The sequence below is a fragment of the Paenibacillus alkalitolerans genome, assembly GCF_016482785.1.
GTDB classification, from domain to species: domain Bacteria; phylum Bacillota; class Bacilli; order Paenibacillales; family YIM-B00363; genus Paenibacillus_AE; species Paenibacillus_AE alkalitolerans.
This window is the reverse complement of sequence record NZ_JAEMXM010000024.1, coordinates 1-22,544: the sequence shown is the minus strand read 5'-3', so window position 1 is coordinate 22,544 and position 22,544 is coordinate 1. Positions and strand designations below refer to the sequence as shown.

The following is a 22,544-nucleotide window of genomic DNA, read 5'->3' as shown; positions in this document are numbered from 1 at the left end:
TATAAGCAGGGGGATTTTAATCAATGGATGATTTGCGTTACCCGATCGGCCAATTTGAACCGATTCCAAATCCTACTTCCGAACAGCGCAAAGGGTACATAAATCAAATCCCCGATATTTCGAAGAACCTTACAAATATGTTGAACCGCCTTAAACCTGAACAACTGCAAGTACCTTTTCGCCCCGGCGGGTGGACCATTCAACAAATAGTGCATCATATGGCCGATAACGATATGAACGCTTACTTGCGATTCAAGAGGGCGCTAACCGAAGACGACCCCCTATCGGATTCTTACCGTGAAGATTTGTGGGCAGAACTTAACGATTACAAGAACGTCCCCATTGAAACCTCTCTTACGCTCCTCGAAGCGCTTCACAGCCGATTTCTTATATTGCTTAATGGTCTCAACCCCGAAGAATTTATCAGAAAATTAAGAACGAAAGTACTAGGTTCGATCACTGTCGACATTGCACTTCAAAGATTTGTTTGGCATAACCGGCACCATACCGCCCAAATAAAATCATTAGTAGACAAGAGCGGATGGTAAACCGCTGCCGGATCATGTGCTGGCCGGACCAGTTCGCTTGGCGAGAATCTGCAATACTAATTGACATTATTCGACATAGGTCGTTATAATTAGTGCAATATAACTATAAACAATGCACGAACAATGCAAACCTGATGAAAATCAGGGACGCAAAGCCACGGGCCTAACGTTGAACTATGGCAGCCGGGTTGCCGAACGCATTCGTTTCACTGAATGAAGTGGCCGCATTGGTATGCGGCTTTTATTTTTTTTATCTGATGAACGATAAGGATGACCGGAAGGGGAAGTACATATGGGGAAATATAAAATACGTAGTTTAGTCACCTTCCTCGTTATTTTGGCCTGCGTTGTCATCACATCCGGTTGTTTAGGGATCCAGCAGGCGCAGCGTGATCTGTCTGCGGCGAAACAGTCTCAAGACACAAATAAGCCGGATAGCGGCAAAGCTTTCAAGATTTTACACGTTATGAGCTACCATACCCCGTGGGAATGGACGGAAACCCAGTTGCAAGGATTTAAGGACGCTCTGGGGAGCGCAAATATAGAGTACAAAGTGTTCGAGATGGATACGAAAAATTTCAGCGCCGAAGAACAAAAGCGGGAAAAAGCGAAACAGGCGAGAGAATTGATAGAGTCATGGAAGCCTGATTTACTGTACGCCAGCGATGACGATGCTCAAGAATATGTCGCGCGGCACTATGCCGGCACCTCCTTGCCGATTGTGTTTAGCGCGGTAAATAAAGAACCGGAAACGTACGATTATACGACAGCCCCTAACGTTACGGGAGTGGTAGAACACGAACATTTCGCCGAGAGCGTTCGGTTGTTGAAAGAATTCGTTCCGGATGTGCGTAAAATCGCCGTAATATTCGATGAGGACCCTATGTGGGTATCCGTCGAGAAGAGAATGAATGAGACAATTCCGCAGCTCGAAGATGTGGAATTTGTTTCATGGGATCGTCTCAACTCGTTTGAAGCCTATCAAAACCGCATCAAACAACTTCAAACCGAAGTGGATGCGATAGCGCTGATAGGCATATTTACGTTTAAAGACGAAGCCGGCGAAAATGTCCATTACCGCGAAGTATTGAAGTGGACCGCCGAAAACAGCAATATTCCCGACTTCAGCTTTTGGAAAGACCGGGTTTCTTTCGGCACGCTTGCAGTTGTAAGCGTATCCGGTTACGAGCAAGGCTATGAGGCCGGACTGTTGGCAAGGCGCATTTTGATAGACGGGAAAACTCCGGGCAGCCTCCCGATTCGTTCTTCGATGAAGGGAGAGCCGTTAATCAACAAGGCGCGTGCGGACGATTTAGGAATTCGGATCAACAGCAAAACGTTGTTAAGCTCAAAAATTGCAACGAAGTACGAATGGGAGTCAACGAATGAATAGGCTAAAGTATAAAATAATATTGCTGCTTGTAACAATATTATTGATAACGATCGGGACAAACAACTTCATTAGCGGTTATATTTTTAAACAAGAATACGGGAAAGCGGTAGAGAAGGAAATGTTCCAACTCGGCGGAGTCGTAAAGCAACAGCTGGAACGGATTTTGTCGCTGGGATTGGATATCAAGGATATATATCAGTTCGACGAAATATGCCGCGAGGTCGCCGCCAAAAATCCGGAAGTGTCTTATGTATTCGTGTTCGATAATACAGGAGATCTGCTGTTCCGAAGCGGTTCCGAGAAACCCGACTCCATTACGTTCGATAACGCCCTGTATAAGGAAGCTTTGGAGAGCGGCAAAGAAACTCATATCGGCATATCCGTAGAAAATAAAAATTACTATGCCGCGTTGATGCCTGTTGCGGACGATGCGAATGCCGTGCAGGGCGCGGTCCTAATCGCCGTTTCAAGTGAATATATTGCAGATAAAACGAAAAAGCTTATTTATTATTCCGTGCTGCAGTCTTTTCTTTTCTTTATGGTGTCCTTGATTTTGTTAATAACGATATTAACCAATTGGGTAACCAAGCCGCTGCAGGCGATTACAGCAATTATGGCGGATGCGGGCGCGGGCAATTTAAACGCTCGCGTGAAAATTCGATCGAACGATGAATTCGGGGCGCTTGGCGAAACGTTAAATCAAATGCTTTCAAAGATAAAAGAGCTTATGCAATCGCAGGAGAGAGCGACCCAGCTCCAGATGGAGAACGTGTTCGAAAGGGAGAGAAGCCGGTTATCCGAATCGCTCAGACAAGCGCTGTATTCGCTGAGCTCTACATTGGATGAGCATAAAGTTCAACGGCTTGCAATGGAACATTTAAAAGATTTTGTCAGATTCAGCCGTGCAAGCTTGTGGATTTATGATAATGGAAGCCCGGAACTTAAAGCTTTGCACGTATGCGATGGGAATATGCCGGAAATGGACTTGGATATCATACATGCATGCTATCGGCAATTGGTGAAACGCGGGCAGCCGGTCGTTTCCCATCTCAATGGTGAAAACGATTCCATCATGGCCGTTCCTATTCGCTTGCACAGCAAGTTGATAGGTATGGCGATATTGGAAAGAGAAGATCGCGATTTTGAACAAAGTGAAGTCGAGCTCGCATTGACTTATACGAGCCAGGCCGGCATTGCCATTGATAACGCCATGATGTACCGGCAAATGGAAAAAATGGCGGTGACCGACGAATTGACGGGCATGTATAACCGCCGGCATTTTTATCAACTGGCACAGCAGGAAATTGAATTGGCGCGGGAGCATCGCAAACCGTTGTCGGTTATCTTATTCGATATCGATTACTTTAAGCAAATCAATGACCGATACGGACATTTGATTGGCGATGAAGTTCTCCGCCGATTGGCTTCGACCATTGCGGACGTACTCCCTGCAAAGCAAATTATTGCTCGTTTCGGCGGTGAGGAGTTCGTGGTGCTTCTGCCCGAAACGGACGGACAAGCGGGGCACCGAGTGGCTGAACGCATGTGCAGGAAAGTGTTTGAATATGTATTCCAGACCGATAAGGGACCGCTGCAGATTTCAATAAGCTTGGGAGTTGCGGAACTATTGGGCGAAGATAGTATTGAAATGCTCCTCCACAGAGCCGATGAAGCTTTATATGCCGCCAAAGCACAAGGCAGAAACCGTGCGGTGATTATAGACTCTTCCTACTCTTGAATCAAAGGCGATCAATCAAATAAACGGGCGGCCAAGCGCGTCATTGTTGACATCACTTGGCCGCCTGCATCTTTGGCTACACCAACTTATAAAGCGAAGCGCTGTGAGGAGGAAGGGCGGCCGAGAGCGACTGCGAGATGGCGCCGATATTTTTCCGGTTCCATAAATCTCTCGCTTCCTTCGGCGAATCGGTTCCTAATTGCTCGAGTGAAACGGCGACTTCAGCGGGATCGTCCCCGATGTTGAACAATGCGGCATAAACGCTTCCGTCGTTCCCCTTCGCCGTCCATACGACCCGATCGTTCTCTCTGTATACTTGCCGCGCGCCGAAGCTGTTTCTATGCATATCCAACACTTCTTCGTTAGTAAGCAGTGAAAGCGTCCAGTCGTCGTTATCGCGAAGCTCTCCCCCGAACATGAGCGGTGAACGGAAGATACACCATAACGTCATCATGGTCAATTGTTCGTCCCGGGTAAATCGCGTCCAACGGTCGGAGCCGCCGCCGTCGACCGAACGGATGCCGAGATGGCCTAGAGGCAGCATGTCGCAATCCGGCCAATGCCCCGGACCGGCAAAGTCCGCCCACTTCTCGCAGCGTTCGAACATGCCGAGAAGCAGCGGCCACAAATCCCAGAAATCGTCGGTCATCCGCCACATGTTCGCATTCTTTAGAAAATGGTCGGCATGCTCGAGCGGGGCGGGTCCCGGAGACAGGCTCAATACCATGGGACGGCCGCAGCGGTCGATCGCTTTGCGGATCAGTTCGATTTCATCCAAGTGAATATGATACAGCTTCGACGCTGCGATATCGTCGACCTTGACGAAGTCGACACCCCACTCCGCATACATCCTGAACAGCGAATCGTAATATTCCTGCGCTCCTTCTTTAGAAGCGTCCACTCCGTACATATCCGTATTCCATGGGCATATGGAATTCGGGTGCGCGATATCTCTCGCCGTGGCGTCTGTCCCCAGGATCGGCGTCGCTGCATGGACCGCCTGGCGCGGAATGCCGCGCATGATGTGAATGCCGAACTTCAAGGAAAGGCTGTGCACATAATCGGCAAGCGGCTTGAAGCCTTGACCGCCCGCGGCGGAAGGAAATCGGTTGACGGCCGGAACAAGACGCGAATACGCATCCATCTCCAACGGGACGAACGGCCTGTACTGGGATGAAACCGCACCGGGCTCGTACCATTGGATGTCGACAACGACATATTCCCAACCGTACGGCTTCAAGTGTTTTGCAATATACTCCGCATTTCCGCGAATTTCTTCTTCCCGGACGGCCGCTCCGTAACAATCCCAACTGTTCCAACCCATCGGCGGAACTGGAGCAAAACGGTGATGATTCATGCTGTTTCCTCCCAAAATAGTTAATAGATATATAACTACATTTATATGAATAAATATTACACGCAATATGTCGATTTTTCATTATAATTTTCAATTTTTCTTGATAAAACGCAAATATATTGTATTTTTCCGATTGACAAATATAAAAACTCGCATCTACAATGTTTATGTAAATCGATTAATAAAACTATAAATCATGCAGTTAGCTTTGTACAGAGAAAAACGAAAATCGGATGAGCAGAGGAAGGTGCAGAAATGAACACAGCAGATCGGGAGTATGAAAATCCGTTAATTCTTCAACGAGCGGACCCATGGATTTACCGGCACACGGACGGATATTACTATTTCACGGCATCTGTGCCCGAATACGACCGTATCGAATTGCGAAGATCGGCAACGATCCGGGGACTCGCAGAGGCCGAGCCCGTTATTGTGTGGAGAAAACATGAGAGCGGAATCATGGGCGCAAACATCTGGGCTCCGGAAATTCATTTCATCGACGGCAAATGGTACATCTACTTCGCAGCCGGAAGATCGGATGATTCGTTCGCTCACAGAATGTATGTATTGGAAAACGAATCGGCTAATCCACTGTCAGGCGAGTGGACGGAGAAAGGGCAAATCAAGACGAATTGGGAATCGTTCTCTCTGGACGCCACCACTTTCGAGCATGGAGGAAAACGCTATCTTGTATGGGCGCAAAGAGATCCGGCAATCGAAAACAATACCGACCTTTATATTGCGCAGATGGCGAATCCATGGACGATTGAAGGCGTGCAAGCGATGATCGCCCGTCCTGAATGCGACTGGGAAAAGGTCGGCTTTCTGGTCAATGAAGGCCCGGCGGTCTTAATACGTAACGGGAAGGTTTTTATCGCATATTCCGCAAGCGCTACGGACCATAATTATTGCATGGGATTGTTAACCGCCTCTGATTCCAGCGACCTCATGGATCCGAAATCATGGAGCAAAAGCCCGGTTCCCGTGTTCCAAAGCAGTGCCGAAACAGGGCAATACGGACCGGGGCACAACAGTTTTACAGTGTCCGAAGACGGCGAAGAAGTCATTCTTGTCTATCACGCGAGAAATTATAAAGAAATTGCCGGGGACCCGTTATTTGACCCGAATCGTCACACCCGGGTGCAAAAACTCGATTGGAGCGGCGACGGTTATCCGATATTCGGGGTGCCGGTCCCCGACAGCAGGAAGAAAGCAAACATAAGAACTTAAGTAAGTAAAAATGGAAATATTAACCGAGTAACTGATTTGAAAATGATGATATATTGGTGATGTAAGCGTTTTAAAATTATTGTTGACGATAAAAGCTGAACTAAGATATTATTGATAATATAAACATTATAAATTAACAATTTTATTAACAGCATTTCATATTTTCTACTTTGAAAGCGGGGATTCGTACGACATGGCAAACAGAGTGACTATTAACGCAGATATAGCGAAGGGCACAATCAACCGGAATATTTACGGTCATTTTTCAGAGCATCTTGGCCGCTGCATATACGAGGGGATTTGGGTGGGAGAGCAATCCCCGATCCCCAATACATACGGGATCCGCAACGATGTGGCGGAAGCTTTGAAGAAAATGAAAATTCCCGTTCTCAGATGGCCCGGCGGCTGCTTCGCCGACGAGTACCATTGGAAGGACGGTGTCGGTCCGACAGAGGCGAGAAAGACGATGATCAACACGCACTGGGGCGGGGTCGTCGAGAATAACCAGTTCGGCACTCACGAATTTTTGCGGCTGTGCGAAATGCTTGAGTGCGAGCCGTATATTTCCGGCAACGTCGGGAGCGGCACCGTGCAGGAAATGTCCGAGTGGGTCGAATATATCACTTTCGACGGCAAGTCGCCGATGGCCGATTGGCGCAAAGAGAACGGAAGAGAACGTCCGTGGAAGTTGAAGTATTTTGGCGTCGGCAATGAAAACTGGGGCTGCGGCGGCAACATGCGCCCGGAATATTATGCGGATCTTTATAGAAGATACCAAACCTATGTGCGTAACTACGGTGAAAACGGGATTTACAAAATCGCCTGCGGACCCAACGACTTCAATTATCAGTGGATGGATGTCGTTATGCGGGAAGCGCATTGGTTGATGGACGGAATCAGCGTGCATTATTATACGATTCCCACGGGCGTGTGGAGCGCGAAAGGCTCGGCGACCGAATTTGGCGAAGACGAATGGTTTGCAACGTTGAAGAAATCGCTTCTCATGGATGAGCTGCTCGCTAAGCATTCCGCGATTATGGACCGTTACGATCCGAAAAAGCGGGTCGGTCTTATCGTCGACGAGTGGGGTACTTGGTACGATGTGGAGCCGGGAACGAATCCGGGATTCCTGTACCAGCAAAACACGATTCGCGACGCGCTCGTTGCCGGACTCACGCTGAACGTCTTCCACGAGCACTGCGACCGTGTACACATGGCGAATCTCGCGCAAGTGGTGAACGTCCTGCAGTCCGTCATATTGACGGAAGGCGAGAAGATGATACTTACTCCCACTTACCACGTGATGGATATGTATAAAGTTCATCAGGATGCGACGCTTTTGGAAGCGAGCGTATCGGCAGCTGACTATGTGCACAACGGCGAGAAGCTTCAGCAAGTATCCGTATCCGCATCGAAGAACGAGCAAGGCGTACTCCATATCAGCTTATGCAACCTCGATCATCAATCGAGCGCGCCGGTGCAAATCGATTTGCGCGGCTTAAACGACCGCAACGTGAAGGTGAAAGGGACGGAATTGACCGCTCGAGACATGCGCGACCATAACAGTTTCGACCGGCCCGATGCGGTGAAGCCTTCGGCGTTCGGCGGCATTGAGACGAGCGGGAATGAAATCCGCGTTACGCTTGCTCCGATGTCTGTAACCGTGCTCGAAGTCGTTGTGGCATAGAAGCTATGTCTTGTAAAGGATGTTCGGAGACGTATAAAGTCACCGATAGCCAAATATCCCGCATCCTTTCGTCATCGATGTTCCAGTCGGAACAACATTGCGTGCCGGATGACATCTACGATCAACGGTTGCAGGCATGCATGACCTGTCCTTCGCTGCAGTTCGGAACGACTTGCTCGGTGTGCGGCTGTATAGTTCAAATTCGAGCAAAGCTGAAAGACCGGGATTGTCCGAAACCGGGCGAAAATCGTTGGCTGCACCATATGGAAAGGTAAGTTTGCATGCGAGAGGGGGGATGCCGGAGTTTTACCGGTAGTTGCGGCTGGCCGCCGCTTTTCTTCAAAGTTTTTGTAAGGGGTTACATTCATTGAGGAGGGGTTTGTATGAGAAAATTATTCAGCACTTCGTTGATTCTGCTCATTGCTTTTGCACTGATTATTTCCGGTTGCGGATCGGGTGGCAACCTTCCGGCCGCAGGGGATGCGACGAAGACGGATAGCACGGATACTTCGACGGAAACTACTGCCGAAGGCGATGGTGCCGAAGCGGAACAACCGGCGGAAGAAACGGAAAACATCAACGATCTTATGAGCGGCAAAGACATCTCCGGTGAAATAACGGTTTGGACTTTCGTTAATGAAGTGGAAGAAGTCGCAAAAGCGTTCATGCAAGAATACCCCAACATTAAAGTGAAGGTTGTCAAAGTCGGTTGGGAAGTGCACGACAAATTGGCGACAACGCTTGCGGCGGGCACCGGCGCTCCGGACATCGCGGTCGTCGAGCAAGGCCAATTTCCGAGATACGTGACCGGCGACGTGCTCGAGGATCTTCTGCAGCCGCCGTTCGATGCGGCAAAATATGAGGAATATGTATCTGAATATAACTGGAACCGTTGGAAGTCGGTTGACGGCACGAAGCTGCTCGGAATGCCATGGGATGTAACGCCAGGGGTGCTTTACTACCGCGCCGATATTTACGAGCAGTTGGGACTCCCCAGCGATCCTGTAGAGTTGTCCGAATATATGCAAGATCCTGAAAACGTATTCACGATCGCCCAAACGCTTAAAGCGGACGGCAAATACTTTATGGAATGGGGCGACGGCCCGATTCACTGGGGCGGCGACGAGGTCGGTTACTTCGACACTTCGATGAACTGGACGCGCAACAACGATCGTCTTGTTGAACTGCTCGACATTACGAAGCGCGGCGAACAAATTCAGTGGGCGCCATACAAAGCGGCTTTGTGGAGCGACGAAGGCAAGGCGATGGTTAAGAAAGGCGAGCTTACAGGTATGGTTCTCGGTTCCTGGGGCGCGCGCGAAATCGAAAGAACGTTCCCGGATCAGAAGGGCAAATGGAGAGCGACGACGATACCGTTCGGAGTTAACGCAGGCCTTGGCGGATCGGCCTTCGTCATCACGAAGCAGAGCAAAAACAAAGAAGCGGCTTGGGCATTCGTAGAGTGGATCAACGTATCGGAAAAGGCTTGGCAAATTTGGACGAAGTATTCGATCCAACCGGGTTGGAAGCATATCCAAGAATTGGATTGGTATAGCAGCCACGTTAACGAATATCTCGGCGGTCAAGAAGACTACAAGTTCTACATGGAAATCGAGAAGCAAATTCCGGCAAGAACGCTCAACCCGCTTGACGGCAAGGCTTGGCCGATTTGGCTCGAGGGCATTCAAGAAGCGATTAAGAAAAACCTCGACTCCAAAGCGATCATTCAGCAAATCGACGAGAATATCCAGAAGAAGTTGAAACCAGATATTGACAAGTTGAAGCAAGAGTCCGGAATGTAATTCTCCGGCCGCATTCCATGATTCGCCCCCTTGGCTGGGGGCGAATCGAATTTATTCAGATTACCTTATGTACCCGCAAAGAGATGGGGGGAATTCGCTCGTGATACGGTTGCTGCGAAAATACACGGTCAGCATCATTGTGGTGCTTGTCCTGGCAGTATCGCTAATACTGTGGAACAAATCGAGAACGTTCGACGATACGGCAATGGCGAGTATCCCGGAGTATTCGGATGCCGATCTATCATCGATTTTAGCCGACTATGACATCAAAAATAAATTGGAGCCCTCTTTCCTCAAGTATTATAAAGCCCATAACGATGAAGGGGCTAAAGATACCGAAGGATTCCGTCTTTCGATTCCTTCCGCCGAGTATTTCGCCTTCAGCAGCGAAGGGACGCGAATCGAAACCGGTTTGGGAGACAAGCAGGGTGCCGTATTGGCATTGATTGACGAAAACAGTTGGGTGGACTACACCATTGAAGTGCCGCAGGACGGATACTATCAGATGGGCATGACTTACTATGCATTACCCGGTAAAAGATCTTCCATTGTAAGAAGCGTGCAAATTGACGGTGAATATCCCTTCTTCCAAGCAAAGAAGATTGAATTCCAACGGATGTGGCAAGAAGCGGGCGAAACTTGGTTCGACAACCAAGGCAATGAATTCAATCCAAGCAGGGAAGAAGTTAGCGGTTGGCAATATAGAGATTTTCGGGACGCGGAAGGAAAAGTCGGCGAACCGTTGCGTTTCTTCATGAAGAAAGGCAAGCATACGATACGGATCAGCACGATTCGCGAACCGGCGGCGATCGGCGAGCTGCACGTGTTTTCTCCCGTTCATCTGCCGTCGTATGAAGAAGTTTTGAAAGAATATGAAGCTAAAGGATATAAAGAAGCAAAAAATCAAGTTATTAAAATTCAGGCGGAAACTTCCTATCTTCGTTCGAGCCCGACGCTCAAGAGAATCGAGGACCGCGAGCCGATTACGGAGCCGTTCAACAAAGACGCGGTAATCTTGAACGTATTCGGCGGCGACGGCTGGCGCAACGGCGGCCAATGGGCGGAGTGGAAATTCGAAGTTCCGGAAAGCGGCTTGTACAATATCGGGATGCGCTTCGGACAGTGGTGGTTGAACGGCATACCGGTACAGCGGACGATTACGATAGACGGAAAAGTACCGTTTAAAGAAATGAACGAGGTGCTGTTCCATTACGTGCCCGAGTGGCAAATCAAGAAGCTCGGCGACGATAAGCCGTTCTTATTCTACTTAGAGAAGGGCGAGCATACGATTCGCATGGAAGTGCAGGTCGGCGCGCTTGGCCCGATTATGGAATCGATAATCGATACGACTCATAACATGTCTTTGCTTAGCCGCGAAGTCATTCATATTACAGGAACGAACCCCGACCCGAACGCGGATTGGGAGCTGGAGAAGAACATTCCGAATTTGGTGCCGCGGCTGCACGTCATGGCCCGCGACATGGATAACGCGATCAAGAAGCTTTACGCTCTCGGAGTTCCGCAAGGAAGCTCCGAAGTAAGCACGTTGTATCAAGCGCGCGACCAAATACTGGACATGGCGGAAGATACGACAACGATCCCCGCAAGGCTTCAAGCGATAACGGATCTTCAATCGGCTTTAGGGTTATGGGTGAACGGATTAAGCAAGCAGAATCTCGTGCTCGACTACTTGATCGTCCAGTCTTCGGACAAACCGTGGCCGCAAGCCGCCGCGCCTTGGTACGTACGCACCGGAACGAGCGTGTACGATCTGTTCAAGTCGTTTACGAAAAATTACGGCGGCGTCGGAAACGTATACGAGGATGAGAAAGTATTGGAAGTTTGGGTCGCCCGCGGCCGAGATTGGGTGCAAATCATTAAGCAGATGATCGATGAAGACTTCACGCCGGAAACGGGAATCAAAGTGAACGTCAACGTCATCCCTGCTCAACAGATGCAGCTTCTGCTGCTTGCGAACACTTCGGGTCTCGCTCCGGACGTCGCATTAGGCGTGGAAGCGGAAGTGCCGATTGATTTCGCGGTTCGAAACGCGCTTGTAAACTTAAACGAGTTTCCCGACTACAAGGAAGTGGCATCCAGGTTCAGGCCGGGAGCGCTCATACCGTATAAATACAACGGCGGAGACTTTGCATTGCCCGAAAATCAAAACTTCAATATGCTTTTCTACCGGAAAGACATCATGGATCAGCTCGGGATAACGGAGGATAAAATTCCGCAGACGTGGCAGGAAGTCATGGACTTGATTCCGCTCCTGCAGCAAAACGGTATGGATTTCTATTATCCGCACGCACCGAACAACCCGAATTTGGCGATTAATGAATTCGCGCCGTTCTTGTTCCAACACGGTGGCACGTTCTACCGGGATAACGGCAAAAAGTCCGACTTGGATTCGCCGGAATCGCTGGAAGCGATGGATATGTGGACGGGATTATTTACGAACTATAAGCTCCAGAAGCAAGCGGATTTCTATAACAGGTTCCGTTCCGGAGAAATGCCGATCGGCGTGGCCGATTATTCCACTTACATCTTATTGTCGACCGCCGCTCCCGAATTGACCGGGTGGTGGGGCATGAAGCCGATGCCGGGCATTAAGCAGGCGGACGGGAAAATCAACCGTTCCACCGGAGGTTTGGCGCAAACGGCAGTTATCTTTAAGAGCACCGACATGAAAGATGAAGCGTGGACGTTCCTCAAGTGGTGGACAGGAGCCGATGCGCAAGAAAGATTCGGATCCGAGCTGGAGTCGTTATTAGGCGTCGAAGCGCGCTGGAATACCGCGAACGTCGACGCTCTCAAGCGTCTGCCGTGGAATCAATCGGATATCGATGCGATTATGGAACAATGGGAATGGTTCCAGGAACGCGAAATCGTACTCGGCGGCTACTACACGACGCGCCACATTGCGAATATGTGGAACCAAATCGTGCTCAACGGTAAAATTCCTCGCGAAGCAATCGAGGAAGGCGTGAAAGAAATCAACAAAGAACTGCGGAAAAAGAGGGAAGAGTTCGGCTTGGATGAGCCGGCGAGAACGGCAAACAACGAAGAGGAGGCGGCGAACGATGAGTGAACAAGCGAATGTGATCGTTACGAAACAGCACCCGGTTCGCCCCCTCGAACCGGGGAAGCTGGCCGTACTGTGGAGCGAAATTAAACGGAACAGGGTGTCCTACTATTTCCTTGCCCCGTTCCTCATTCTGTTTACGTTCTTTACGATTATCCCGATTTTCACATCTATTGCTCTCAGTTTCACGTATTACAACATTTTGGAACCGCCGCGTTTTATCGGATTGTCGAACTATAGATTGTTGTTTGTCGACGACGATATATTCCTTAAAGCAGTCGGCATCACGTTGAAGTTTGCATTCGTTACCGGACCTATCGGGTATGTGCTTGCATTCCTGCTGGCATGGCTGATCAGCCAAATTCCGATTAAATACAGGTTCTTCTATACGCTGTGCTTCTATACGCCTTCGATCACGAGCGCAGTAGCGATGTCGGTCGTATGGCTGTATCTGTTCGCGGGCGACCGCAAAGGGCTGCTCAACTATTTCTTGATCGAGCTCGGCATATTCGACGAACCGTATTTGTTTTTGCAGAAAGTCGAGACGATCATCCCGATCATTATCATTGTTTCCTTGTGGATGAGTATGGGCGTCGGATTTCTCGCCTTCTTGGCAGGGCTGCAGAACGTTCCGAAGGATCTGTATGAAGCGGGAGCGATCGACGGGGTGAAATACCGTTGGCAGCAGCTGATCTATATCACGATCCCGGCGGTGAAGCCGCAGCTGTTGTTCGGCGCGGTGCTGCAGGTCGTCGCTTCTTTGCAGGTGTTCGACGTGAGCGTGCAGCTCGTCGGGTTGCCGAGTCCGTTGTACGCCGGACATACGATACTCGCTCATCTGTTTGACTACGCGTTCATACGATTCGAGATGGGATACGCTTCCGCGATCGCGGTCGTATTGTTTGCCCTAATGCTCGGATTAAACCGCCTAATTTTCAAATGGCTGGGGAGGGATTAATGCATGGATGGCATGGTTAAAGGCAGAAGGATAGACTGGGGAGGCGTGTTCCTTTACACGTTTCTGACCGTGTTCGGGCTGCTCATGCTCGCTCCCTTGGTTTATATGGCTTCCACCGCGCTCAAGCCGGTCAGCGAACTGTTTTTGTTCCCGCCGCGGTTTTTCGTGGTCAATCCGACACTGATCAATTTTCGCGATCTGCTCTTAATAACCGGAACGTCTTTCGTTCCTTTCTCCAGATATATTTTCAACAGCATCGTCGTCACCGCCGGAATCGTCGTGCTGGGCGTGTTTATTTCCGCAATGGCGGCGTATCCGTTGGCGAAGCACGATATGCCGTTTCGGAAAACGATATTCAGCATGATCGTAACGGCTCTCATGTTTTCGCCGATGGTATTGCAAATTCCGCAATATTTGCTCGTCAGCAAAATCGGTTTGATGAACTCGTATTTTGCGTTGATTTTGCCTTATTTGGCCGCGCCGGTCGGCATGTTTTTGATGACGCAGTTTCTCCGGCAAATACCGGACGCGTTGCTTGAAGCCGCGAGAATCGACGGTGCGTCCGAATGGAGATTGTTTTTCACGATCGTCATGCCGATGCTGAAGCCGGCGATCGCCACGTTCGCCTTGTTCAGCTTCATCCAGGCATGGAACGATCCTTATCCCGCAATGGTGTATACGACGCATGAGGATATGAAATCGCTGCCGCTCGCCATTCAGACGATCAGCGGCGGCGCCGGAGTCATTGCGAGGGTCGGCACGTTCGGAGCCGCGAGCTTCTTGATGATTATTCCGACGCTTATCGTCTTTGTCATTACACAGCGGATGGTGCTGCAAACGATGGCCCACTCGGGACTGAAAGAGTAGGGGTGAACCGATTTGAGACGATTATCTTTCAAAGCTCGTGTCTTCGTTTGTTTGTTGGCGCTCGTCTTGCCCATCTTGCCGGCGCAGGCGTGGGCGGAAACCCCTTATGAAGGGTATGTGTGGAACAACCTCGGAGAAGACGTGCATTCGATTAACGGATACGTCTTTCTCGATACGATCGACGGGACGGATATGCCGACGGGAGTGTTGAATACACCCGAAGACATCTTCATCGCGGATGACGATACGCTTTATATCGTCGATACCGGCAACAGCCGGATCATCCATATGGACGGCGGCAGCCATAAGCTCATTAAAGTGATCGGCGCAGAGGAAGGGCCGGGCAAACTGTCGGAGCCCAAAGGCGTATACGTTAAAGCCGACGGCACCGTATACGCTGCCGACACGAAAAATCAGAGAATCGCCGTATTTAACAAAGACGGGAAGTTCGTCAAGGAGTTCAAGGCGCCGAGCAGCCCGCTGCTCGGCAAAGATTTTCAGTACTCGCCTTCCAAAGTCGTTCTCGATAAACGGGATTATATGTTCGTCGTCAGCGACGGCAATACGCAAGGTCTTATGCAAATCGACCCGAATGGAGAATTTAAAGGGTTTTACGGCGCGAACCATGTCGGGTTCAGCTGGCAGCGGTTATTTATAAAACTCGTCGCGACAAAAGAGCAAAAGCAGCGGTTGTCGACCGTGAAGCCGCTCGCTTTCTCGAACGTCGACCAAGACGAGGACGGATTCATCTATACGACGACGTTCGGGGAAATAACGAACCAAGTGAAGCGGCTGTCGCCGGTCGGGGTGGATACGTTAAACCCGACGCCTAAAAAATATGGCGACCGGTTCGATGTCGGTCCGTTCTTTACGCCGCAATTTGCCGACGTCACCGTGAATAAAGACGGTCTGATCAGTGCGTTGGATTTACAGACAAGCAAAGTGTTCCAGTACGACAAGCTTGGCAACCTGCTATTTGCATTCGGCGGCGTCGGAGACCAGAACGGCTTGTTCATCACTCCTTCGAGCATCGATCAAACGTCCGACGGCATCATCTATGTCGCGGACAAGGGACGCAACCGGGTCGACCGGTTCCGCACGACCCCGTTCGCCGATTTGGTGCATAAAGCATCCAAGTTGTACGTTGACGGACGCTATGAGGAATCGGAGGAATTGTGGAACCAAGTGCTTGAACAGAGCGCGAACTTCGATATGGCGTATCTGGCCATCGGAAAGTCGTTGTACAAGTCGGAACGGTATAAAGAAGCGATGGAATATTTCCAATTGGCGAATTCCAAAACCGAGTATTCGAATGCTTTCCGCGAATACCGGAAGGAGTTTACAAGGGAGCACTTCGCAGAAATATCGGGCGGAATCATACTGCTCATCCTCGCCATCAGGTTCGCGATCCCTTGGGGGGTTCGGACGATTAAGCGAAACCTGAAGGGCCGGAAAATCGGGAAGCCGCGGGTTGCCAGTGGAGGGGATGCGAAATGAATACGGTACGGATGATGAAGCAAGTGTTATTACATCCCTATGATTTCTATCACGACATTCAAGAGCCCGGGCGCTTGAAATGGCACCAGGGAATCGTGTTAATACTGCTCGTGTTTGTTGCGAGAATGCTCTCCATAGTGTTAACGAGCTTTACATTTCAAACAAGAGAACCTTATGAAATTTCGTATGTTTACGAATTTGTTTGGATCGTCGTTCCTTGGTTGTCGTGGAGCATCTCCAATTGGGGCGTCAGCGCGATTCTTGACGGCGAAGGGAAATTCAAGGAGGTGCTCGTCGGAAGCGCGTTCGCGGCGGTGCCCTACATCTTGTTCATCGTTCCGATTTCGATATTGACGAATCTGTTATCGCTTAGCGAACAATCGATGTACACGACCCTTACCGTTTTGACGTTTGTGTGGGTCGCATGGCTTCTTCTCGCCAAAGTTAAAATCGTTCACGATTTTGAATTGGGCAAGCTGCTGTTCATTACGCTCATCAGCTTGTTGGGCATAGCGATCATTTGGTTTATCGGAATTCTCATGTACGGTTTGATCAATCAGTTTATCAATTTCATCGTCGACTTGGTTAAAGAGATAAGATTCCGAATGTAGGAGGTAAACATGAAAAAACAACACAAGTGGATTTCGTTGATAAGCGTTGTTTTAGCGCTGGCCGTCAGCACCGTGTACCCTTACGTCGGAGTTGCCGAGGAAAACGATCGGACGGAGACCAAGCAAGAGGATCAAAGCCAGGAAGCGGATTCCGCGGCGGCGGCCGAACCGTCGAATACGGAAACGGCGGCAAGCGGCGCGAATGACGCGAAAAATACGGCGCAGGATGCAACGAAGGTGCAAATGTACCCGATTACCGCGACGAAGAAAGTCGCCGAGAACAGTCGTTATGAGCTATATATCGATCCGAAGACCGCAAATATACGCGTGGTGAATAAACAAACGAAGAAAGAATGGCTAGGTTCGCCGCTGGTAAGCCGCAAAACGCTTCCGAACAACAAAAAATTCATGGACTCTCCCGTACACGTTAAATATACGGTGGGCGCGGACGTCACGGAAACATACACATTAAAGAAAGAAACGGAAACGAAATTATCGGTAAAAAATATCGATCGAGGCGTTCGGGCCGAATTCGATCTATCCGCCATAAACATATCGTTCGCGGTCGAATATACACTGCGCGATGACGGGCTGGAAGTGACGATTCCGGACGAGTCGATTAAAGAAAAAGGCGCGGAGAAGTTGGTAGCCATAGACGTGCTGCCGTTCTTCAACGCAGCGAACGAGACGGACGACGGTGCCGTATTTCTTCCAGACGGATCCGGCGTGTTAATGGTTTTCCGGAAAAACCATCCGAAGTATTTCAGCGGTTATTCCGAACCCGTTTACGGTCCGGATCAGGCGTTCAAATCGGAGTTGTTCAGCGATATCGATCAGATGTGGCGCCGTGCGAAGCCTCCGAAGGAACTCATAGCGCTTCCGGTGTTCGGGATTTACCGGAACGGAACCGGATTTTTGGGCATCATTACCGACGGCGACGAGGAAGCGATGATCAACGGCGACCCCGCCGGCATTCGAAACATTCCGTTATATCGGGCGTCGGCGGAATTTGTGTTCCGGAATACGGATGTCATCTTCATCGGCAACTCGGGTCAAATTCCGTTGTTCCAAGGCGCCAGAATCGAGGGCGACAGGCAGCTCCGCTTCGTGCTGCTGGAGGGCGACGATGCGAATTATGTCGGGATGGCCGCGGCATATCGGGAATATTTGGTCGAGGAGCGGGGCGTCAAGCCGGTCGTTCCGGAACAGATGCCGTTGAATGTGCGCTTGCTCGGCGGAATATTGCGCGACGAGATTATCGGTTCGACCTTCATCAAGATGACGACGTTCGAGCAGGCACGCTCCATCATTGACGCATATGCGGCTAAAGGGATCAACAGTTTGCAGCTTACGTTCTCAGGCTGGTCGAAAGGCGGTTTGTACGGAAACCAACCGAATCATTTTCCTGTAGAAAAGCAGCTCGGAGGGTCGAAAGACTTGAAGGAACTCGTGAGCTACGCGAAGGAAAAAGGAGTTTCCATCTTCCTGCAGGCCAACTATGTCAGGCCGTATGAAGAGAGCGACGGTTTTAACGAACGGAGAGACGCCATACGCGGCATCGACCGCGAGGTGATGGTGAGCTTCAATCACTGGATTGCGAGCCGGTATAACACGCCTTGGAAAAGGTTTTACCTAATGAAGCCGGAAAAGGTGTTAAACGACCGGGTGAAGCATGAGCTTGACGACTTCGCCGAACTCGGCATAGCCGGAGTTTCCTTGAAATATATCGGGAATATGGTTTATTCCGATTACGATCCGAAACAACCGCGCGACCGCGAACAAACGGTGGACGCTTGGGTCGGTTCGCTTGCCGCCTTCAGGGAAAAAGTGGGTCAAACGGCGGTCGATTACGGTTTTGCATATACATTGGGGCATGTGGACCGGATCGATAACATCCCGATGGATTCGAGCCATTTCGTCTATACCGATGAAACGGTGCCGTTTTACCAGATCGCTCTTCACGGATTGTTGCCGTATTCGGCGGAGCCGACAAACTTGCGCGACGATTCGCGTGTGGAGTTGTTGCGGGCGGTCGAGTACGGCGCAGCGCCAAGCTTCGAATTGACGTTCGATAGTCCCAGCAAGCTGCAAAGAACGTTGGAGGACCGGTTGTTCAGCTCCAGCTTCAGCTACTGGCTTGACCCGTCGGTTGAGGAATACAACCGATTTGCCGAAATGTATAAAAATATCGGTAATCAGCACATCGTCAACCATGAACGGTTGGATCGGCATGTTTACCGCACGACTTACGCGAACGGAACGCAAGTCATCGTAAATTACGGCGAACAAGCCGCGTCGATTGACGGCCATACCGTCGAAAGCCTTGACTATAAAGTAGTGGGAGGAGGAAGTTAGAGGTGAAGAATCGAATTCGCACGTCTATGAGAATACAACACATCTTAGAAGGATATTCTTTTATCTCGATTTGGATTATCGGTTTCCTCCTGTTCATGGCCATACCGCTTGGAAGATCGTTTTACTATTCATTGAATGTATTGAAGCCTTCGCAGAACGGATTGGTTGCTACGTATGTCGGATTAACGCATTACCGCGGCGCATTTACGACGGATATCAATTTCTTGCCGCTGCTGCAAAAGACGATAACGACGATGTTGACGCAAGTGCCCCTCATTCTGATCTTTGCGATGTTCAGCGCAATCTTGTTAAATCGCAAATCTTTCGGTAGAGTGTTTTTCAGGGGCATATTTTTCCTTCCCGTCATTATCGCTTCGGGCGCTATTTTGCGAGAACTGCTGCAGCAAGGCGCGGCGAATTTGCCGATTTTCTATCAGTATGATTTGTTCGGTCAATTGGTTGTATTCATCCCGGAAGATATTTTGGAGCCGCTGCTTGAATATGCCGACAGGTTAACTCTTGTCATGTGGGATGCGGGAGTGCAAATTTTGATTTTTCTTGCCGGACTCCAAACGATATCCCCCCAGCTCTATGAGGCTGCCAAGTGCGACGGCGCCACCGGATGGGAGAGCTTCTGGAAGATTACATTTCCGATGATTTTGCCGATGATTTTCGTAAACACGTTGTTCAGCATCGTCAACTCGTTCACGAAGGCGGACAACGACGTGATGAATCATCTCATGAACGTCGTATTCCGGGCGAACGATTACGGGTACGGCTCGGCCATCGGATGGATTTACTTCATCGTTATCTTCATCATTCTCGGTTTCGTCTTTCTTGTTTTCCGGAAAGGCTTGGCCGCCACGGATGGGAGGTTGTAAGCGGGATGAACTCGATCACAATTAAAAGACAAGCGAAACGAATTACAGGGAACGTGCTCTATTACTTGGTATTATTCAGCTTGTCTTTCGTCTTTCTGTACCCGTTGCTGTACATGATTTCGCAGTCGCTGATGAGGGTTCAAGACGTCGCCGACGCCACCGTTCAGTGGATACCGAAGCACTTTGATTTTTTCAACTATGTTATCGCATTTAATGAAATCCGTTATTGGAACGGATTTGTAAACAGCGTCATCATTTCGGTCGGCAGCGCCGTTCTTCAAATATTGAGCTGCTCGATTATCGGTTACGGGTTTGCCAGGTACCGGTTCCCGGGCCAAGCGTTTTGGCTGGCGCTCGTCGTGTTTACGTTCCTGGTTCCGCCGCAAACGATCGTAGTGCCGCTGTACATCTTCTTCAGCGATTTGGGGTGGATAAACACCCATATGCCGTTTATTTTTCCGGCGTTGTTCGGTCACGGATTGAAAGGCGCACTGTTCGTTCTTATTTTCATCCAGTTTTATCGCAGGCTGCCGGCCGTATTGGAGGAAGCCGCCAGAATTGACGGTGCGGGACCGTTTCGGACATACTGGACGATCATGTTTCCGCTGGCGAAACCGGCGATGCTCGTCGTCTTCCTGTTCTCCGTCGTTTGGCATTGGAATGATTTGTTCGAACCGAGTACGTATTTGATGGTTCCGGAATTTTTCAACCTTGCGCAAAACATGGCGGTATTTAACGGTAACGCGAATGCCGAAATGGGCCAAATGGCGCAGCAGACGACAGCAGACACGTTCGGCATGGCGCCGACGATACAGAATCAAATCATGGCGGCGGTTCTTTTAACGATATTACCTGTATTAATTTTATATTTGTTCGTTCAACGCCATTTCGTCGAAAGCGTCGAACGGGCGGGAATTGCCGGGGAGTAATAATTTTTACTATAGAAAGGGAGAAACCACAATGACACAGCAGTTGAAAGCAAAGATGATTTTGGACAAAGAGTTTCGGATCTCGGAGGTTGATAAGCGGATTTACGGATCGTTTATCGAACACCTCGGCAGAGCGGTGTACGGAGGCATTTACGAACCCGGACATCATACGGCGGACGAGAACGGCTTCCGCCGCGACGTTTTGGATTTGGTCACAGAGCTGCAGGTGCCGATCATACGTTATCCGGGCGGTAACTTCGTTTCCGGTTACAACTGGGAAGACGGCGTGGGGCCGAAAGAGCAGCGGAAGCGCAGACTGGAACTCGCATGGAGAACGATCGAAACGAACGAAGTGGGCACGAACGAGTTCGTGCAGTGGGCTAAGGAAGCGAACGCGGAGGTCATGATGGCTGTAAACCTCGGGACCCGGGGAATTGACGATGCGCGCAACCTCATCGAATACTGCAACCATCCGGGCGGCACGTATTGGAGCGATCTGCGGAAGCAGCACGGCTTCGAGCAGCCCCACAAGATTAAAACCTGGTGCTTGGGCAACGAGATGGACGGTCCGTGGCAGATCGGTCACAAGACGCCTGTTGAATACGGGCGGTTAGCGATCGAAACGGCGAAAGTGATGCGGTGGGTCGATCCGGACATCGAGCTGGTCGCATGCGGCAGCTCCTCGGCGAACATGCCGCTGTTCCCCGAATGGGAAGCGACTGTGCTTGACCATACGTATGATTCGGTAGACTATATTTCGCTTCACCAGTATTATGGAAACCGTGACAACGATACGCCGAACTATTTGGCGTTGTCCATGAACATGGACCACTTTATCAAGACGGTCATCTCGACGTGCGACTACGTCAAAGCGAAGAAGCGCAGCAAGAAGACTTTAAACTTAAGCTTTGACGAATGGAACGTATGGTATCACTCGAATGATGCGGACCGTAAAATCGAACCGTGGTCGATCGCGCCTCCGCAATTGGAGGACATTTACAACTTCGAAGACGCGTTATTGGTAGGCAGCATGCTGATTACGTTCTTGAAGCATGCGGATCGGGTGAAGATGGCCTGCATGGCGCAGCTTGTCAACGTTATCGCGCCGATTATGACGGAGAACGGCGGGAAGTCTTGGAGACAGACGATATTTTATCCGTATCTGCACGCTTCCGTATACGGAAGGGGAGTGTCCCTGCAGCCGGTAGTATCGTCGCCGAAGTACGACAGCAAGCAGTTCACGGATGTGCCGTATTTGGACACGGCATCGGTGTACAACGAGGAGAAAGAGGAAGTTACGATCTTTGCGGTCAACCGCCACTTAGAGGAGCCTCTCCAGCTCGCCTGCGACGTCCGCAGCTTCGAGGGGTACCGTGTTGCCGAGCATATCGTACTGGAGCATGACGATTTGAAAGCCGTGAACACGGCGGAATCCGAGACTGTGAAGCCGCATAACGGCGGCAACGCGCGGTTGAACGACGGAATCATTGAGGCAGCTTTGCCGAAAGCGTCCTGGAACGTCATTCGTTTGGTGAAAGCTTAAAAAATAACCGCCGCCTGAGCACTGAACTGTGACCCGTAAGATGGACACTTTGAAAAAAGTGAC

17 protein-coding genes and 1 riboswitch are annotated in these 22,544 nt (G+C 50.1%); of the genes, 16 read left to right on the top strand and 1 reads right to left on the bottom strand.

All coding sequences use genetic code 11. The features are described 5' to 3' along the window. Positions 1–23 precede the first annotated feature (23 nt). From JET16_RS24835 to JET16_RS24825, 3 genes are all read left to right on the top strand, one after another. Positions 24–548, top strand: coding sequence for a YfiT family bacillithiol transferase (locus JET16_RS24835; RefSeq protein ID WP_199621638.1), 525 nt, complete (start codon positions 24–26; stop codon positions 546–548). 114 nt (positions 549–662) lie between these two features. Beyond that, positions 663–744, top strand: a riboswitch (cyclic di-GMP riboswitch). A gap of 96 nt (positions 745–840) precedes the next feature. Continuing rightward, entirely contained in the window at positions 841–1,941 is a 1,101-nt protein-coding gene (locus tag JET16_RS24830) for an ABC transporter substrate-binding protein (protein WP_199621636.1), read from the top strand. Beyond that, the gene (locus tag JET16_RS24825) at positions 1,934–3,679 is read left to right on the top strand and encodes a diguanylate cyclase (RefSeq protein ID WP_199621634.1); all 1,746 of its coding nucleotides are present in this window, start codon (positions 1,934–1,936) and stop codon (positions 3,677–3,679) included. The genes JET16_RS24830 and JET16_RS24825 overlap by 8 nt, the downstream gene beginning before the upstream one ends. 76 nt (positions 3,680–3,755) lie before the next feature. Here the strand turns inward: JET16_RS24825 and JET16_RS24820 are convergent, their stop codons facing one another. Beyond that, entirely contained in the window at positions 3,756–5,036 is a 1,281-nt protein-coding gene (locus JET16_RS24820) for a glycoside hydrolase family 27 protein (RefSeq protein WP_199621632.1), read from the bottom strand. A 255-nt stretch (positions 5,037–5,291) separates the two neighbouring features. Here JET16_RS24820 and JET16_RS24815 point away from each other — a divergent pair, with 255 nt between their 5' ends. From JET16_RS24815 to arfA, 13 genes are all read left to right on the top strand, one after another. Continuing rightward, complete coding sequence (locus JET16_RS24815; RefSeq protein ID WP_199621630.1) at positions 5,292–6,266, top strand: glycoside hydrolase family 43 protein; 975 nt, start codon at positions 5,292–5,294, stop codon at positions 6,264–6,266. 193 nt (positions 6,267–6,459) lie between these two features. After that, positions 6,460–7,953 (top strand): alpha-N-arabinofuranosidase, encoded by a 1,494-nt coding sequence (locus JET16_RS24810; RefSeq protein ID WP_199621628.1) that lies wholly within the window; start codon positions 6,460–6,462, stop codon positions 7,951–7,953. 5 nt (positions 7,954–7,958) lie between these two features. After that, a complete protein-coding gene (locus JET16_RS30325; protein ID WP_233532223.1) occupies positions 7,959–8,228 on the top strand; it encodes a DUF6171 family protein in 270 nt (89 codons plus the stop codon). A gap of 108 nt (positions 8,229–8,336) precedes the next feature. Then, entirely contained in the window at positions 8,337–9,755 is a 1,419-nt protein-coding gene (locus JET16_RS24805; RefSeq protein WP_199621626.1) for an ABC transporter substrate-binding protein, read from the top strand. Between the two features lie 100 nt (positions 9,756–9,855). After that, positions 9,856–12,846: an extracellular solute-binding protein gene (locus JET16_RS24800; protein ID WP_199621623.1), complete on the top strand. Its 2,991-nt coding sequence runs from the start codon at positions 9,856–9,858 to the stop codon at positions 12,844–12,846. Beyond that, complete coding sequence (locus JET16_RS24795) at positions 12,839–13,798, top strand: carbohydrate ABC transporter permease (RefSeq protein ID WP_199621620.1); 960 nt, start codon at positions 12,839–12,841, stop codon at positions 13,796–13,798. Before JET16_RS24800 ends, JET16_RS24795 begins: the two co-directional genes overlap by 8 nt. A 3-nt stretch (positions 13,799–13,801) precedes the next feature. Next, the gene (locus JET16_RS24790; RefSeq protein WP_199621618.1) at positions 13,802–14,665 is read left to right on the top strand and encodes a carbohydrate ABC transporter permease; all 864 of its coding nucleotides are present in this window, start codon (positions 13,802–13,804) and stop codon (positions 14,663–14,665) included. Between the two features lie 12 nt (positions 14,666–14,677). Beyond that, positions 14,678–16,162 carry an SMP-30/gluconolactonase/LRE family protein gene (locus tag JET16_RS24785; protein WP_199621616.1) on the top strand — a complete coding sequence of 495 codons (1,485 nt, stop codon included), beginning with the start codon at positions 14,678–14,680 and terminating at the stop codon, positions 16,160–16,162. Further along, a complete protein-coding gene (locus JET16_RS24780) occupies positions 16,159–16,773 on the top strand; it encodes a Yip1 family protein (protein WP_199621614.1) in 615 nt (204 codons plus the stop codon). The genes JET16_RS24785 and JET16_RS24780 overlap by 4 nt, the downstream gene beginning before the upstream one ends. Positions 16,774–16,782: 9 nt before the next feature. Continuing rightward, positions 16,783–19,128, top strand: a complete 2,346-nt coding sequence (locus JET16_RS24775) for a DUF5696 domain-containing protein (protein ID WP_199621612.1) — start codon at positions 16,783–16,785, stop codon at positions 19,126–19,128. A 2-nt stretch (positions 19,129–19,130) separates the two neighbouring features. Beyond that, positions 19,131–20,009 carry a carbohydrate ABC transporter permease gene (locus tag JET16_RS24770; protein ID WP_199621611.1) on the top strand — a complete coding sequence of 293 codons (879 nt, stop codon included), beginning with the start codon at positions 19,131–19,133 and terminating at the stop codon, positions 20,007–20,009. Positions 20,010–20,014: 5 nt separating this feature from the next. After that, a complete protein-coding gene (locus JET16_RS24765; protein WP_199621610.1) occupies positions 20,015–20,938 on the top strand; it encodes a carbohydrate ABC transporter permease in 924 nt (307 codons plus the stop codon). 31 nt (positions 20,939–20,969) lie between these two features. Then, on the top strand, positions 20,970–22,481 hold the full coding sequence (arfA, locus tag JET16_RS24760) for an arabinosylfuranosidase ArfA (protein ID WP_199621608.1): 1,512 nt from the start codon (positions 20,970–20,972) through the stop codon (positions 22,479–22,481). The last annotated feature ends 63 nt before the right edge of the window (positions 22,482–22,544 follow it).

What these genes read in the sequence shown, in the direction of transcription:
- JET16_RS24835 (WP_199621638.1), top strand. Translation starts at nt 24, where the DNA reads ATGGATGATTTGCGTTACCCGATCGGCCAATTTGAACCGATTCCAAAT.
- JET16_RS24830 (WP_199621636.1), top strand. Translation starts at nt 841, where the DNA reads ATGGGGAAATATAAAATACGTAGTTTAGTCACCTTCCTCGTTATTTTG.
- JET16_RS24825 (WP_199621634.1), top strand. Translation starts at nt 1,934, where the DNA reads ATGAATAGGCTAAAGTATAAAATAATATTGCTGCTTGTAACAATATTA.
- JET16_RS24820 (WP_199621632.1), bottom strand. Translation starts at nt 5,036, where the DNA reads ATGAATCATCACCGTTTTGCTCCAGTTCCGCCGATGGGTTGGAACAGT.
- JET16_RS24815 (WP_199621630.1), top strand. Translation starts at nt 5,292, where the DNA reads ATGAACACAGCAGATCGGGAGTATGAAAATCCGTTAATTCTTCAACGA.
- JET16_RS24810 (WP_199621628.1), top strand. Translation starts at nt 6,460, where the DNA reads ATGGCAAACAGAGTGACTATTAACGCAGATATAGCGAAGGGCACAATC.
- JET16_RS30325 (WP_233532223.1), top strand. Translation starts at nt 7,959, where the DNA reads ATGTCTTGTAAAGGATGTTCGGAGACGTATAAAGTCACCGATAGCCAA.
- JET16_RS24805 (WP_199621626.1), top strand. Translation starts at nt 8,337, where the DNA reads ATGAGAAAATTATTCAGCACTTCGTTGATTCTGCTCATTGCTTTTGCA.
- JET16_RS24795 (WP_199621620.1), top strand. Translation starts at nt 12,839, where the DNA reads ATGAGTGAACAAGCGAATGTGATCGTTACGAAACAGCACCCGGTTCGC.
- JET16_RS24790 (WP_199621618.1), top strand. Translation starts at nt 13,802, where the DNA reads ATGGATGGCATGGTTAAAGGCAGAAGGATAGACTGGGGAGGCGTGTTC.
- JET16_RS24780 (WP_199621614.1), top strand. Translation starts at nt 16,159, where the DNA reads ATGAATACGGTACGGATGATGAAGCAAGTGTTATTACATCCCTATGAT.
- JET16_RS24775 (WP_199621612.1), top strand. Translation starts at nt 16,783, where the DNA reads ATGAAAAAACAACACAAGTGGATTTCGTTGATAAGCGTTGTTTTAGCG.
- JET16_RS24765 (WP_199621610.1), top strand. Translation starts at nt 20,015, where the DNA reads ATGAACTCGATCACAATTAAAAGACAAGCGAAACGAATTACAGGGAAC.
- arfA (WP_199621608.1), top strand. Translation starts at nt 20,970, where the DNA reads ATGACACAGCAGTTGAAAGCAAAGATGATTTTGGACAAAGAGTTTCGG.